The following is a 14313-nucleotide window of genomic DNA, read 5'->3' as shown; positions in this document are numbered from 1 at the left end:
CCGGTGCGCGTGGGAGAAGCCAGGGCGGCCGCCGCCGCGTGGGTGCGGGAGCAGGGGGCCACGGCGTACCTCACCGGGTCGGTGGTCGGGATGCCGGACGACGCGGAGCTGCCCGTCGGGTCCGACGTCGACGTGTGCGTGGTCGTGGACGAGGCGGGGCCCAAGCCGGGCAAGTTCCTGTTCCGCGGTGCCCTGCTGGAGGTCACCCCCGTGACGTGGCGGGAGGTTCGGGACGCGCTCGGTTCCTACCACGTGGCGGGCGGGCTGCGGACGGACACGGTCATCGCCGACCCGACGGGTGGGCTGCGACCGCTCCAGGCGGTGGTGGCGCGGCACTTCGACGACCCGGTGTGGGTGCGGCGGCGCTGCGAGGAGGCCGCGTCCCGCGTGGAGCGGGGACTTCGGGGCGTCGACCCGGCGGCGCCCTGGCCGCGGCGGGTGATGTCGTGGCTGTTCCCCACGGGCGTGACGACCCACGTGCTGCTGGTGGCGGCCCGGCGCAACCCGACCGTCCGCCTCCGCTACCTCAGGGCCCGGCCGCTGGCGGGCGACCTCTACCCGGACCTGCTGGCGCAGCTGGGGTGCGCCGACTGGACCCCCGACCAGACCCGGCACCACCTCGCCGCGCTGGCGACGACGTTCGACCGGACGGTCCCGGTGGCCCGCACCCCCTTCCCGTACAGCAGCGACATCACGGCGGCGGCCCGGCCGATCGCGATCGACGGCGGCCACGCGCTGGTCGACGCGGGCGACCACCGCGAGGCGGCCTTCTGGATCGCCGTGACGTTCGCCCGCTGCCACACGATCCTGGCCGCCGACGCACCGGACCTGCACCGCGCCCTGGCCCCGGCGTTCGACGCCGTGCTCGCCGACCTCGGCGTCACCGGCGGCGCGGACCTCGCAGCGCGGGCCCGGCGGACCCTCGACTCGCTGCCCGCGGTGCGGGCGCGGGCCGAGGAGCTGGTGTCAGCGACCGGGTGACCCCTCGGCCGCCGCGTCGATCTTCTCCAGCAGTTCCCGCAACTGCGCCTGCTGCTCCTCCGACAGGGGCGCGAACAGCGACGCGGCGGCCTCCGCCCGCGCCTCCCGGAACGCCTCGCGGGTCCGCGCGCCGCGCTCGGTCAGCTCCAGCAGCACCGACCGGCGGTTGGCCGGGTCGACGCGGCGACGCACCAGGTCGGCGTCCTCCAGCGCGTCGACCAGCGGCGTGACGGCGCGCGGGACGACGTGGAGGCGGTCGGCGAGGTCGACCATGCGCGGGGGCGTGTCGCCGTAGCGGGCGATGACCTCCAGGGCACGGGACTGGGCCAGGGTGAAGCCGAGCGGGGTGAGGCGTTCACCGTAGGCGCGGCGGATGCGACGGGCCTGCCTGAGGAACAGCTCACCCAGCCCACCTGCGGTTTCTTCCGTGTGCACGAGTCGAGAATAACAGAGGCACTTTCATTGTTACCATAGGTAAGAGTTACCCCACGGAGGTGTCCTTGCCGACCACCACACCCGAGCACCCGGTCCGCGTCCGGCGGATCCTGGGCCTGTTCCGGCCCTACCGACTGCGCCTCGGCGTCGTCGCCCTGTTCGTCCTGCTGTCGTCGCTCGTGGCGGTGGCGTCGCCGTTCCTGCTGCGCGAGATCCTCGACGTGGCGATCCCGCAGGGGCGCGTCGGGCTGCTGACGCTGCTCGCGGGCGGCCTGATCGCCGTCGCCGTCGCGACCAGCGTGTTCAACGTGATCCAGACCTACGTGTCGACCGCCGTGGGCCAGGACGTGATGCACGACCTGCGCACGAACGTCTACGACCACCTCCAGCGCATGTCGCTGGCCTTCTTCACCAAGACCCGCACCGGCGAGGTCCAGTCGCGCATCGCCAACGACATCGGCGGGATGCAGTCGACCGTCACGTCCACCGCGACCTCGCTGGTGTCGAACGTGACCACGGTCGTCGCGACCGTCGTCGCCATGACCGCCCTCGACTGGCGGCTCACGATCGTGTCCCTCGCGCTGCTCCCGCTGTTCGTGTGGATCAGCCGCCGGGTGGGCACCGAGCGCAAGAAGATCACCGGCGAGCGGCAGCGGCAGCTCGCCACCATGTCCACGAACGTCCAGGAGTCGCTGTCGGTCAGCGGCGTCCTGCTCGGTCACACCATGGGCCGCACGGACTCGCTGACCACGTCGTTCGCCGAGGAGTCGGCGAAGCTGACGAAGCTGGAGGTCCGCGCGAGCATGGCGGGCCGCTGGCGGATGTCGACCGTCGGCATCGTCATGGCGGCCATGCCCGCGCTGATCTACTGGGCGGCGGGCGCGAGCGGCGCGCTGGGCGTGCCGATCGCGTCGCTGGGCACGCTGGTCGCGTTCGTGTCGTTGCAGCAGACCCTGTTCCGCCCGGCCGTGTCGCTGATCCAGACGGGCGTGGAGCTCCAGAGCTCCCTCGCCCTGTTCCAGCGGATCTTCGAGTACCTCGACCTGCCGGTCGACATCGAGCCCCCGGCGAAGCCGGTGCCGCTCGGTGTCGTCCGCGGGGAGGTGCGCTTCGAGAACGTGTCGTTCTCCTACTCCGACGAGCACCGCACCCTGTCCGACATCGACGTCGTCGTGCCGCCGGGCACCAGCCTGGCCGTCGTGGGCGAGACGGGTTCGGGCAAGACGACGCTGAGCTACCTCGTGCCGCGCCTGTACGACGTGACCGCGGGGAAGGTGACCATCGACGGCGTCGACGTGCGCGACCTGGACTTCACGACCCTGGCCGAGGCGGTCGGCGTGGTGTCGCAGGAGACGTACCTGTTCCACGCGTCCATCGCGGACAACCTGCGCTTCGCCAAGCCGGACGCCACCGACGAGGAACTGGTGGCCGCCGCGCGGGCCGCGCAGATCCACCAGCACATCAGCGGACTGCCCGACGGCTACGACACCCTCGTCGGCGAGCGCGGCTACCGGTTCTCCGGCGGCGAGAAGCAGCGGCTGGCCATCGCCCGCACGATCCTGCGCAACCCGCCGATCCTGGTGCTGGACGAGGCGACCAGCGCGCTGGACAACCAGACCGAACTGGCCGTGCAGGAGGCCATCGACGCGCTGTCGGCGGGCCGCACCACGATCACCATCGCGCACCGCCTGTCCACGATCCGCGACGCCGACCAGATCCTGGTGCTCGACCGGGGCCGGATCGCCGAGCGCGGCACCCACGACGAACTGCTCGACCTCGGCGGTGAGTACGCCGCGCTGGTCCGCCGCGACGGCACCCTCGAACCCGCCGCCTAGGCGGGGGTCGTCGTGCACCGGTGATCGGCGTGGTCGAAGATCGGTGCCATGAGCACCGTCCTGATCACCGGTTCGGCAGACGGCCTGGGCCTGATGGCCGCGAAGCTCCTGGTCGACGAGGGTCACGAGGTCGTCCTGCACGGGAGGGACCCGCGACGCGCGGAGGACGCGCTGGCCGCCGCCCCCGGAGCGGCGGGCGCGCTGCACGGCGACCTGTCGACCATCGCCGGGACCACGTCGCTCGCCGAGCAGGCCGACGCGCACGGCCGGTTCGACGCCGTGATCCACAACGCGGGCGTGTACCGGCTGCCCGAGCGCGTGGGGACGGTGGACGGCCTGTCGACGGTGTTCGCCGTGAACGTGCTCGCGCCGTACCTGCTCACCGCGCTGGTGCGCCGCCCGGAGCGGCTGGTGTACCTGTCGTCCGGGATGCACCTGAACGGCGACCCGGACCTGGGCGACCTCCAGTGGACGCGCAAGCCGTGGAACGCCTCCCAGGCGTACTCGGACTCGAAGCTGCTCGTCGTGGCGCTCGCGTTCGCCGTCGCGCGGCGCTGGGCCGACGTGCGGTCCAACGCCGTCGACCCCGGCTGGGTGGCGACCAGGATGGGCGGCCCCGGCGCACCGGACGACCTCGCGCAGGGCCCGGAGACCCAGGCGCGCCTGGCCGTGCACTCCCCCGCGAGCGGCGGCTACTACTACCACCAGATGCTGGGCGAGACCCATCCCGCCGCGTCGGACATCGAGGTGCAGGAGGGCCTGCTGGCCGTCTGCCGCGAGATCACCGGCGTGGAGCTGCCTACGTCGTGAGCCTGCCGAGCGCCAGGTCGAGGTGGGCGCGCACGGCCGCGCAGGCGCGGTCGACGTCGCCGGAGCGGATGTCCTCCAGCAGCGCGCGGTGCGACGCGGCGAGGTCCTGCGGGCCGGGGTACCAGCGGTGCAGCTGCGCCAGGCAGAGCTGCATCTCCTCCTGCACCGCCGGGTAGATCCGGCTGAGCCGGGGGCTGCCCGCCGCGTCGACGAGAGCGGTGTGGAACGCCGTGTGCGCCTCGACCCGGTCGCCCCACGCGGCGGTGTCCGGCAGCGCCTCCATGGCGGCCAGGCTCCGCTCGGCGGCGTCGAGCGGCAGGCCGTTCTCCACGATCTCGCGCACCGCCAGGAGTTCCAGCGGTGTGCGGACGAAGAACAGGTCGCGCACGTCCGCCTCGGTCAGCACCGGCACGGTCAGCGAACGACCGCCGGACGACCGCACCAGGTGACGGCTGACGAGCACCTGGAGCGCGGACCGCACGGTCGGCCGGGCCACGCCGAACGCGCTCGCGAGCCCGGCCTCGGTCAGCGCCTCGCCCGGCCGCAGCTCCCCGCTGAGGATCCGCTCGCGCACCTCGGCCACCAGGGCGTCCCGCGTGCTCGTGGTCCGCAACGTCAGGCTCACCCGCCCAGCCTATCAGCCGGACCGGTTTCGGATATACGGTATAACCGTATGACTGAGCAGGAGAGGTGGGTGTCGTGGCTCGCACCGCCGCACTGGGCGCAGCCGCCGGAGGAGCCCTGCTGTGGGGCACCATCGGTCCGGTCGCGACCGTCTTCACCAGCGCCGAACTGCTCCCGGCTGGCGGTGCCCGGCTGGCGGTCGGCGCGCTGGCCCTGCTGGCGCTGGGCGGTCGCCCGTTCACCCGCGCGTGGCGGCGGAGGGACGTGGGCCCGCTGCTCGCGGGTGCCGTCGGCCTGGCGGGCTTCCAGCTCTCGTACTTCGCGGCCGTCGACGCGGGCGGCGTCGCCGTGAGCACCGCGGTCGCCATCGGCCTCGCCCCCGTGCTCACCGGGCTGTGGACGGCGGTCGTCGACCGCCGCCTCCCCTCCCGCTGGTGGCTCGCGGGCACCGCCCTGGCCGCGGTCGGCCTGTGCCTGCTCACGGTCGCGGGCGGCGAGGCGGTCACGCTCTCCCCCACCGGCCTCGCACTGTCCACAGTGGCCGCCGCCTGCTTCAGCACCCAGGCGCTGGCGATCAGGAGGCTGACGGACCACCACCGCGGCACCACCGCGCTGGCCGCCCTCTTCACCGCCGCCGCGCTGCTGCTCCTGCCGGTCACCCTCGCCACCGCTACCCCGACCCTGCTCTCCGGCCGGGCCGCGGTGAGCCTGCTGTACCTGGGGATCGTCGCCGCGGGCATCGCCTACTGGCTCTTCGCCCACGGCATCCGCCACCTCGGCGCCCCCGCGGCCGTCACCGTCAGCCTGCTCGAACCGGCGGGTGCCGCCGCCATCGCCGCAGTGGTCCTGCACGAGCCCGTCGGCCCCGCGCAGTGGCTGGGCATCGCCCTCGTCTGCGGCGCGATCGTCCTGACCGCCCTGTCCGACTTCCACCCGAATGCCGTGCCGGATCACCTTGATGACGATCGCCACCCCGCGCACTCTGGATCGGCGGTGCGGCGCGGGAGGAGGGGACTGTCGTGATCCGGGAGTACTTCGTTCGGGGTGAGCGCAGGACGGTGGACGAGGTCGACGACGTGGTGGCGGTGCGGGTGGACGGCCCGGTCGTCGCGGAGGCGCTGACCGAAGACGACGAGCTGACCCCGTTCCGGGAGGCGCGGTGGGTGTTCGTGCCCGCCTCGGCGGCGCTCGTGCTGGAGAGCGCGCAGGACGCGGGCCGCCTCGTGCGGCGGCCGAGCGGGCGGCTCGGGATCGTGACGCGGCGGCTGACCGTGCAGTTGAGCGAGGACCTGTCGCGGGAGGCGGCGGAGCAGGCACTCGCCCGGCGCGGGCTGACCCTCGTGCGGCGGCTGGGGTTCGCGCCGAACCTGTTCGAGGTCGACACGACCGAGCACGCGGACTCGCTGGCGGCGTCGGTGGAGCTGAACGCCGACCCGCTGGTCGCGCTGGCCGAACCCAGCCTCGTCGAGCACGTGCCGCAGCGGACCGCGCCGGGCGACCCGCGCTTCGGCGAGCAGTGGCAGTGGGCGAACACCGGGCAGGGCGGAGGTGCGGGCGGAGCCGACGTCCGGGCGCTGGCCGCGTGGGGGACGACGCGCGGCGCGGGCATCCGGGTCGCGGTCATCGACAACGGCTTCAACGCGGAGCACGAGGACCTCAAGGCCGGTGTCCACGCGGCGTCCGGGTTCTTCAGCCGGACGGGCGCGTTCGTGCGCGGTGTCACCGGGATGCCGAAGAACGACCACGGCACGTTCTGCGCGGGCATCGTGGGGGCGCGGCAGAACAACGAGCTGGGCGGCAGCGGTGCGGCGCCGGAGGCCGACCTGCTGCTGATCGCCTGCCTCGGCGACCAGGTCGGCACGCAGACGACGCTGGCCCGCGCGGTCGGCTACGCGGCCGACCCGTCGACCGAGGGCGGTGCGGCCGAGGAGGGCGCGGACGTGCTGGTGTCGAGCCTCGGGCCCAACGGCGCGGACTGGGACCTGACGGCGACCCTGTCCCTGGCGCTGGAGTTCGCGGCGTCGAGGGGGCGCGGCGGACGAGGACTGGCGATCTTCTGGGCCGCCAGCAACGGCCGGGACGTCGACGTGCTCAAGGACGAGGTCGTGTCGCACGCGGACGTGATCGCCGTCGTCCGCTCGACGCGCCGGGACCTGGAGGACAACGCCGCGCGCGGGCCGGAGGTCGAGCTGATCGCGCCGGGCGTGGACGTGGTGAGCACGACCGGCGGCGGCGGGTACGGCACGAGCACCGGCACCAGCTTCGCGGCTCCGTGCGCGGCGGGCTGCGCGGCGCTGGCGCTGGCGGTGAACCCGGAGCTGACCCGCGACGAGCTGCGGAAGGTGATGCGGGACAGCGCGGACAAGATCGGCGGTGTCGCCTACGACGCGGACGGCCACCACGACGACTACGGCTTCGGGCGCGTCAACGCCGCGCGGGCCGTGGAGCTGGCGGCGGCGGTGGTGCGGCCGTGAGCCCCGACGAGCCGGTGTTCCGCGTCCGCGTCGAGGCCGCGTCGCTCGACGACCTGCGCTCGGTCGTGGACGAGCTGGACGCGGACGTCGGCTGCCGGGGCGTGGCGCGGGCCGAGGGCGACGGCTTCGCGGTGGACGTCTACCTCCCGGGGTCGCGGCTGGCCACGAGCCGCTCGGCGACGCTGACGGTGGTGGAGAACCAGACCGAGGTCGGCCTCGCGCGGCAGGCCGAGGTGGGGCGGGGCAACCGCTTCGCGGTTCGGGGTGAGGTGCCGCGCGGGCTGGGTCGCAAGGAGTAGCGGTGGCGTACCTGAACCCGGCGGAGGTCGAGTCGGCGCTGGAGAACCTGGCCGCCGCCTACCCCGGAGCCTGCGAGCTGATCACGTGCCCGAACCCGACCCACGAGGGCCGCACGACCAGCGTGCTGCGCGTCGGCACGCGGTCCGGTGTGGACGGTGTCCTGCTGCTGGGCGGCGTGCACGCCAGGGAGTGGGTGCCGCCGGACGCGCTGGTGTCGCTGGCGGCGGACCTCCTCGAAGCGCACCAGCTCGGCACCGGCCTGGTCTACGGCGGGCAGCGCTACACCGCCGACGAGGTCCGCCGGGTCGTCGAGGACACCGCGCTCTACGTCTTCCCGTGCGTGAACCCGGACGGCCGCGCGCACAGCCAGACCGCGGACCCGCTGTGGCGCAAGAACCGCCGTCCCCACCCGGACGGCGGCGGGTGCGTCGGCGTGGACGTCAACCGCAACTTCGACTTCCTCTGGGACCACCGGGCCAGGTTCGCCGCGGACTCCGGTGTGCGCACGTCCGCGAACCCGTGCGACCGGCAGGTGTACCGCGGCCCGTCGGCGGCCTCCGAGCCGGAGACGCGCAACGTGGTGCGGCTGCTGGACTCCCGGCCCGACGTCCGCGTGCTCGTGGACGTCCACAGCGCCGTGCCGGTCATCCTGCACGCGTGGGGCAGCGACCGGAACCAGTCGACGCGGCCCGAGCAGACGTTCCTCGACGCGCGCTTCGACGGCGTGCGGGGACGGCCGAACGACACCGGGTACGGCGAGTACATCACGCCCACCGACCTCGGCACCGTCACCGCGCTGGCCCGGCGGATGCGCGACGCGGTCAAGGCCGTGCGCGGTGACGACTACCCCGTCGAGCAGGCGTACGGCCTCTACCCGACGTCGGGCGCGAGCGACGACCACGCCTACGGCCGCCACGTCGCCGACCCGACGCGGAGCAAGGTGTTCGGCTTCACGATCGAGTGCGGCCACACCTTCCAGCCGACGTGGGCGGAGGCGGAGGAGGTGGTCCGCGAGGTCTCCTCCGCCGTGCTGGCCCTGGCGCTGGCCCTCCCCGCCGCGCTGTCGGGCACCGACCGCTAGTCCCCCACCCCGGCGGGCACCCCGACCTCGACCAGCCCGCGCAGGAACGACGGCAGCGGGTCCCGGTGCAGGACGCCGAGGCGCTGGGTGGCGCGGGTGAGGGCGACGTACAGCTCGGCCGCGCCGCGCGGGCCGTCGGTGAAGATCCGCTCCGGTTCCACGACCAGGACGGCGTCGAACTCCAGGCCCTTCGTCTCCGACGCCGGGACCGCGCCCGGCACGCCCGGAGGCCCGATCACGACGCTGGTGCCCTCGCGACCGGCCTCGTCCCGCACGAACTCCTCGACGGCGGCGAGCAGCCCGTCGTCGGTGACCAGCCGGGACCACGGCCGGACGCCGCACGCGCGGACCGACTCCGGCGGCTGGGCCTCCGGCGCGAACTCGGCCAGCACCCCGGCGGCGACGGTCATGATCTCCGCCGGGGTGCGGTAGTTCACCGTCAGCGACCGGTAGACCCAGCGGCCGGGCACGTAGGGCTCCAGCACCGCGTCCCACGACCTCGCGCCCGCCTCGGACCGGCGCTGGGCGAGGTCGCCGACCACCGTGAAGGACCGGCCGGGACAGCGCCTCATCAGCACCCGCCAGTCCATTTCGGACAGCTCCTGGGCCTCGTCGACCACGACGTGCCGGTAGGTCCAGTCCCGGTCCGCCGCGGCGCGCTCGACGAGTTCCCGCGTGTCGTGCTCGACGAAGCGGTCGGCCAGGTCCTCGGCGAACAGCAGGTCCGTGGCGTACAGGTGGTCCTCGTCGTCCATCGAGTCCTGGCGGCCGACGAGGCCGTCGAGCACGGCGGTGGCGTGCCTGGCCTCGGCCTGCCGGGCGCGCTCGGCGGTCCGGTCGACGGGCTCGTGCGGGCCGAGCAGGTCGACCAGCTCGTCGAGCAGCGGCACGTCCGACACCGTCCAGGCGTCGCCGTCGACGCGCGCCAGCGCCGGGTCCGCGCCCGCGGCGCTCAGCCTCCCGGGCGAGGTGTACAGCGACGCCAGCAGCTCCGCGGGCGTCAGCACGGGCCACAGTTCGGTGAGCGCGGCGGCGAACCCCTCGTCCTCCGCCAGCTCCTTGCGCAGGTCCGCCCGCATCCGCTCCCACGACGCGCGGTCGTCGCGGGTCAGCCAGCCCTTGCCGATCCGACCGATCGCCCGCTCGGTGAGCGCGTACGTGACGACCTCCTCGAACACCGCGCGGGCCTCGTTGTGCGGCAGGCCGCTCGCCCGCGCCTCCTCCCTGGCCCACTGCGCGGTCTCGGCGTCGATCCGCCCCGTCACGCCCCCCAGCTCGACCGGGATCGGCCGTTCCGGCAGGCGCTGCCGGTCGGCGACGGCCGCCACCAGCACGTCCAGGACCTTGGGGGAACCCTTGAGGCGCGCGACGTCCGGCGCGTCCTCGGCGGTCACGTGCAGGCCGGGCACGAGGTCGCCGGTGGTCGTGAACACCACGTCGGACTCGCCGAGCGACGGCAGGACCCGGCTGATGTGGTTCAGGAACGCCGGGTTGGGGCCGAGCACGAGCACGCCGTGGCGCTCCATCCGCTCCCGCTGGGTGTAGAGCAGGTAGGCGACCCGGTGCAGCGCCACCACGGTCTTGCCGGTGCCGGGCCCGCCCTCGATCACCAGCACGCCGGGGTGGTCGAGCCGGATGATCTCGTCCTGCTCGGCCTGGATCGTGGCCACGATGTCGCGCATGCCCTCGCCGCGCGGCGCGTTGACCGCCGCGAGCAGCGCCGCGTCCCCCCGCTCGGCGCCGTCGGGGCGGCCGAGCACCTCGTCGGTGAAGTCGACCACCCGGCGCCCGCGCGTGTGGAACTGGCGGCGGCGGCGCAGGCCCTCGGGGGTCGCGCCGGTCGCCGTGTAGAACGGCCTCGCGGCGGGCGCGCGCCAGTCCAGCAGCACCGGCTCGTAGTCGTTCCCCTCGTCGAAGAGACCGATCCGGCCGATGTAGGAGCGGTCGCCGGACAGGGCGTCCAGCCTGCCGAAGCACAGCCCGTTGGCGCCGAAGTCCAGCCGCTTCGCCTCCCTGGCCGACGCGCGCACCCGGTCGTCGCGCTCCATGGGCGTTCCACCGGTCCCCCGCAGCGCCGCCTCGTACTCGCGCTTCACCCGTGCGCGCTCGGCGTCGAGCCGCGCGTACAGCCCGGCCACGTACCCGCGCTCGGACCGCAGTTCCTCGTCGTACCCCTGATCGGACACAGGTCCCCCACCACGTTGGACGGAATTCTCGTTCGGCGATCCCGCACGGGTCACGCGGACACCGCCCGCTGTGCCGCGGTGACCGCGTCGGCGGGCGGCGCCCCGACGTCGCCCCTCGACCCGTACGTCGACGACAGCACTCGCACTCGTGGCTCCATTTCCGCGGGTTCCGGCTTCGGCCGGTGATTCTGCGGCACGACGGGGGTCTTGCCACAAGCCCCTGGGTGCGCTATATGTTCAAGTGGGAAGGAGCGGGTGTCCCCCCTTCCCGACTCCCCTCGGTCCTTCCTGAACCGTCCGCTGTGGTCAGAACCGGCGGACCGGTCGAGGTCGTCCGTGCAGGCGGGATCGATCCACGGCGACGTCCACCTCCACGCCGCCCCCGTCCCTCCCCCTCCGGTCCGCTTCGTTCCTCTTCGTCCTCATCGTCATGGTGGTGTGCGTCCTGCTGCGGCGCCGGAACCCGCCGCCGTGACTACATTGCGGCCATGCGGATCCTGTCGCTGTTGCCCGCCGCCACGGACCTCGTCGTCGAACTCGGCCACCTGTCGGACCTGGTCGGCCGCACCCACGAGTGCGACTGGCCGGTGGAGGTGGGAGCGGTGCCGGTCGTCACGGCCGCTTCGTTCGACCCGAACACGCTGTCCAGCAGGGAGATCTCCGACGCGGTCGGGGGGAGTCACCGCGGTTCGTCGCTCTACGCCCTCGACACCGATCTGGTCGCCGCGCTCGCGCCCGACGTGGTGCTGACGCAGGACCTGTGCGACGTCTGCGCGGTCTCCTACGAGCGCGTGTCGGACGCCGTGCGGGTGTTGGAGGGCGACACGCGGGTGATCAGCCTCGAACCCCGCACGCTGGACGAGGTGCTCGACTGCCTGCGGGTGGTGGGGGACGCGGTGGGCAGTCCGGACGTGGCCGTCGAGCGGATCGCGGCCCTTCGGGAGCGGTTGGCCGCCGTGGAGGCGGCGGTGCGGGGGCGGGAACGGCCGCGGGTGGTGGCGATCGAGTGGTTGGACCCGCTGTGGCCCGCGGGGCACTGGGTGCCGGAGCAGATCACCGCCGCGGGCGGGACGCCGTTGCTGGCCGCACCCGGTGAGCACACCGGGCCGATGACCTGGCGGCAGGTGCGGGACGCGGAACCCGACGTGGTGCTGCTGCTCCCCTGCGGGCTGGCGCCGGAGCGGACCGTGGCCGAACTCGGGGTGCTGACGGCGTTGCCGGGGTGGTCGGAACTGCCGGACGTGTGGGTGCTGGACGGGCCCGCCTGCTTCAACCGGCCCGGTCCGCGCGTGGTGCGCGGGGCCGAGGTCCTCGCGCACGTGCTGCACGGCGTGGGCGGGGTCGAGCCGTCCGAGGCGTTCAGGCTCGGCGGAACAGCCGGGCCACGGGACGTTCCGCCTCGTCGCTGACCACGCGGTACTTCCCCCGCGCCGACAGCAGCACCGACGCGTCGAACGTGAACTCCGGGTCGTCGACGGGACCCGCGGCGAGCAGCCAGCCGCCGGGCTTGAGGCAGCGCGCGGCGTTGGTGCCGACCGGGCCGGCGTGCAGCGAGAGCAGCAGGTCCCACGTCGCGACCGGCAGCGCGCCGAACACCCGGTCGTACTCGCCGCCGAGGAACCGGATGCGCGGTTCGCCCTGGTAGGTCTTGTGCTGGTCGGCGAGCCGGATCGCGGAGGCCGGGTCCGCGAAGGCGGTCCTGGTGCGCTGGTCGGTGTCCACGTAGGTCACGTCGGGCCAGGTGTAGGACGGCGTCACGTCGAGCGAGCTGACCGGGTAGAGCACGCGCCGCGCCCCCGTGTGGGCGGCGACCACCGCGTACAGGCCGGTGCGGTCCACCGCGGAGTCGAGGTGGTCGGTGAACGTGCGGGTGGACGGCGTGGCGCGGCGTGACACGGAGAACTCCTGGTGCGTCGGGGATCGCGGGCAGCGTAGTCGGACCGCAGGTTGTTCACATTCAAACCACCGCGTACAGTGGGCCACATAGTTTAAGCTTCAACCAAATGGAGCCCGCGATGACCCGCATGCCGTCCCTCTACCTGTCCCACGGCGCGCCGCCCCTGGCGGACGACCCCATCTGGCCGGGGGAACTCGCCGCGTGGTCGGCGGACCTGCCCGAGCCGACGGCGATCCTGATGGTCTCCGCGCACTGGGAGGAGGCGCCGCTGACGGTCAGCGCCACGACCACCGTCCCGCTGGTCTACGACTTCTACGGCTTCCCCGAGCACTACTACCGCGTGGAGTACGCCGCCCCCGGAGCGCCGGAGCTCGCCGAGCGCGTGCGCAAGCTGCTGCGCACCCCGGCCACGCCGGTGCGCCAGGACGAGACCCGCGGCCTCGACCACGGCGCCTACGTGCCGCTGGTGGAGATGTTCCCGGACGCCGACGTGCCCGTCCTCCAGGTGTCGATGCCGACGCTCGACCCGGCCGAGCTGATGCTCATCGGCCGCAAGCTGGCGCCGCTGCGCGACGAGGGCGTGCTGATCATCGGCAGCGGGTTCTTCACCCACAACCTCCGCGCGCTCAGCTCGACCGGCCGGGTCACGAGCGTGATGGCCGAGTTCGACGACTGGGGCAGGCGCGCGCTGGAGGCGCACGACCTGGACGCGCTGCTCGACTTCGAGCACAAGGCGCCCGCGTGGCGGCTGGCGCACCCGCGCACCGAGCACTTCGCGCCGCTCTTCGTCGCGCTGGGCGCCGGGGCCGACGACATCGCGTCGCAGCGGACCGTCATCGACGGCTTCTGGATGGGCCTGGCGAAGCGGTCGATCCAACTGGGCTGACCAGCCTGTTCGAATTTGAACGACAAGGGTAGGATCGGCCCATGGCGGAACCGAAGTGGCTCGACGCGCGCGAACTGGCGGCCTGGGAGGGCTACCTGGAGGTCAGCACGTTCCTCAACCGCCGCGTCGAGCAGCAGCTGAAGGACGACGCGGGCCTGTCGCACCCGCAGTACGAGGTGCTGGCCCGCCTGTCCGCCGCGCCCGGCGGCGAACTCCGGATGACCGAGCTGGCGGGCGCCGCGCTGACGTCGAAGAGCGGCCTGACCTACCAGGTCGCGCAGCTGGAGAAGTCGGGTCTCGTCCGCCGCCGCTCCTGCGAGTCCGACGAGCGCGGCATCATCGCCTGCCTGACCGAGGCCGGGTGGCAGAAGCTCCGCGAGTCGGCCCCCGGTCACGCCGCCCTCGTCCGCGACCTGTTCCTGGACGGCTTGACCCGCAAGCAGTTCACCGCCTTCGCCGAGGGCGTCGAGGCGATCCGCAAGCGCCTGCGGGCGGACGGCTGACCCGGCGGCGAACGATCCCGGCCAGCGGGCGCGGGCGACCGCAGTCGTCCGCACGGCACCGGAGAAGCCTTCCGGCGCGGATGTGGCCGAATGGGCGGCAATCAGTGGACGAACGCACACCGATCGGCTTTCGCGACCCCGGACGACGTTGTCCCGACGACTTCCGCACTCCTCTGACAACAAGCGCAGAACAGCCGTCCCACATTCTTGCGGTCATTCGTTATTCCCCGAAACGACATCGGGACAACAGATGTGGGCCTGGTAACACCGAGTGCGTCTTACCTGGTCCGGACCTGTGCGC

At 73.5% G+C, this 14313-nt stretch carries 14 protein-coding genes; 10 read left to right on the top strand and 4 right to left on the bottom strand.

From position 1 onward, the window contains the following. The first annotated feature begins 3 nt into the window (after window positions 1–3). Complete coding sequence (locus VFZ92_RS27995) at window positions 4–981, top strand: hypothetical protein (protein ID WP_330879041.1); 978 nt, start codon at window positions 4–6, stop codon at window positions 979–981. Here VFZ92_RS27995 and VFZ92_RS27990 read toward each other — a convergent pair. After that, window positions 967–1416 (bottom strand): MarR family transcriptional regulator, encoded by a 450-nt coding sequence (locus VFZ92_RS27990; RefSeq protein ID WP_330879040.1) that lies wholly within the window; start codon window positions 1414–1416, stop codon window positions 967–969. The two genes, VFZ92_RS27995 and VFZ92_RS27990, sit on opposite strands and share 15 nt — an antisense overlap. Window positions 1417–1475: 59 nt before the next feature. On the opposite strand from VFZ92_RS27990, the gene VFZ92_RS27985 reads away from it, so the two are divergent. Together VFZ92_RS27985 and VFZ92_RS27980 are read left to right on the top strand one after the other, a co-directional pair. Further along, window positions 1476–3251, top strand: coding sequence for an ABC transporter ATP-binding protein (locus tag VFZ92_RS27985; RefSeq protein WP_330879039.1), 1776 nt, complete (start codon window positions 1476–1478; stop codon window positions 3249–3251). Between the two features lie 48 nt (window positions 3252–3299). Continuing rightward, window positions 3300–4061 (top strand): SDR family NAD(P)-dependent oxidoreductase, encoded by a 762-nt coding sequence (locus VFZ92_RS27980; RefSeq protein WP_330879038.1) that lies wholly within the window; start codon window positions 3300–3302, stop codon window positions 4059–4061. Here VFZ92_RS27980 and VFZ92_RS27975 read toward each other — a convergent pair. Beyond that, window positions 4051–4686 (bottom strand): GntR family transcriptional regulator, encoded by a 636-nt coding sequence (locus VFZ92_RS27975; protein WP_330879037.1) that lies wholly within the window; start codon window positions 4684–4686, stop codon window positions 4051–4053. The genes VFZ92_RS27980 and VFZ92_RS27975 overlap by 11 nt on opposite strands. A gap of 74 nt (window positions 4687–4760) precedes the next feature. Here VFZ92_RS27975 and VFZ92_RS27970 point away from each other — a divergent pair, with 74 nt between their 5' ends. The 4 genes from VFZ92_RS27970 to VFZ92_RS27955 are packed head-to-tail and all read left to right on the top strand — an operon-like array spanning window position 4761 to window position 8540. Next, complete coding sequence (locus tag VFZ92_RS27970) at window positions 4761–5708, top strand: DMT family transporter (protein ID WP_330879036.1); 948 nt, start codon at window positions 4761–4763, stop codon at window positions 5706–5708. Next, the gene (locus tag VFZ92_RS27965; protein ID WP_330879035.1) at window positions 5705–7159 is read left to right on the top strand and encodes a S8 family serine peptidase; all 1455 of its coding nucleotides are present in this window, start codon (window positions 5705–5707) and stop codon (window positions 7157–7159) included. Before VFZ92_RS27970 ends, VFZ92_RS27965 begins: the two co-directional genes overlap by 4 nt. Beyond that, on the top strand, window positions 7156–7458 hold the full coding sequence (locus VFZ92_RS27960; RefSeq protein ID WP_330879034.1) for a hypothetical protein: 303 nt from the start codon (window positions 7156–7158) through the stop codon (window positions 7456–7458). The genes VFZ92_RS27965 and VFZ92_RS27960 overlap by 4 nt, the downstream gene beginning before the upstream one ends. 2 nt (window positions 7459–7460) lie before the next feature. After that, window positions 7461–8540, top strand: a complete 1080-nt coding sequence (locus VFZ92_RS27955) for a M14 family metallopeptidase (RefSeq protein WP_330879033.1) — start codon at window positions 7461–7463, stop codon at window positions 8538–8540. On the opposite strand, the gene helR is transcribed toward VFZ92_RS27955, so the two are convergent. Next, window positions 8537–10726, bottom strand: a complete 2190-nt coding sequence (helR, locus tag VFZ92_RS27950) for an RNA polymerase recycling motor ATPase HelR (RefSeq protein WP_330879032.1) — start codon at window positions 10724–10726, stop codon at window positions 8537–8539. The genes VFZ92_RS27955 and helR overlap by 4 nt on opposite strands. Before the next feature lie 488 nt (window positions 10727–11214). Here helR and VFZ92_RS27945 point away from each other — a divergent pair, with 488 nt between their 5' ends. Beyond that, window positions 11215–12135, top strand: coding sequence for an ABC transporter substrate-binding protein (locus VFZ92_RS27945; RefSeq protein ID WP_330879031.1), 921 nt, complete (start codon window positions 11215–11217; stop codon window positions 12133–12135). On the opposite strand, the gene VFZ92_RS27940 is transcribed toward VFZ92_RS27945, so the two are convergent. Next, on the bottom strand, window positions 12086–12622 hold the full coding sequence (locus VFZ92_RS27940; RefSeq protein ID WP_330879030.1) for a hypothetical protein: 537 nt from the start codon (window positions 12620–12622) through the stop codon (window positions 12086–12088). The genes VFZ92_RS27945 and VFZ92_RS27940 overlap by 50 nt on opposite strands. Before the next feature lie 119 nt (window positions 12623–12741). Here VFZ92_RS27940 and VFZ92_RS27935 point away from each other — a divergent pair, with 119 nt between their 5' ends. Then, a complete protein-coding gene (locus VFZ92_RS27935) occupies window positions 12742–13509 on the top strand; it encodes a class III extradiol ring-cleavage dioxygenase (RefSeq protein WP_330879029.1) in 768 nt (255 codons plus the stop codon). A gap of 41 nt (window positions 13510–13550) precedes the next feature. Beyond that, window positions 13551–14012 (top strand): MarR family winged helix-turn-helix transcriptional regulator, encoded by a 462-nt coding sequence (locus VFZ92_RS27930; RefSeq protein WP_330879028.1) that lies wholly within the window; start codon window positions 13551–13553, stop codon window positions 14010–14012. Window positions 14013–14313: the final 301 nt, after the last annotated feature.

The organism is Umezawaea sp. (assembly GCF_036375055.1).
Classification (GTDB): domain Bacteria; phylum Actinomycetota; class Actinomycetes; order Mycobacteriales; family Pseudonocardiaceae; genus Umezawaea.
This window is presented reverse-complemented; position numbering and strand designations above follow the sequence as displayed.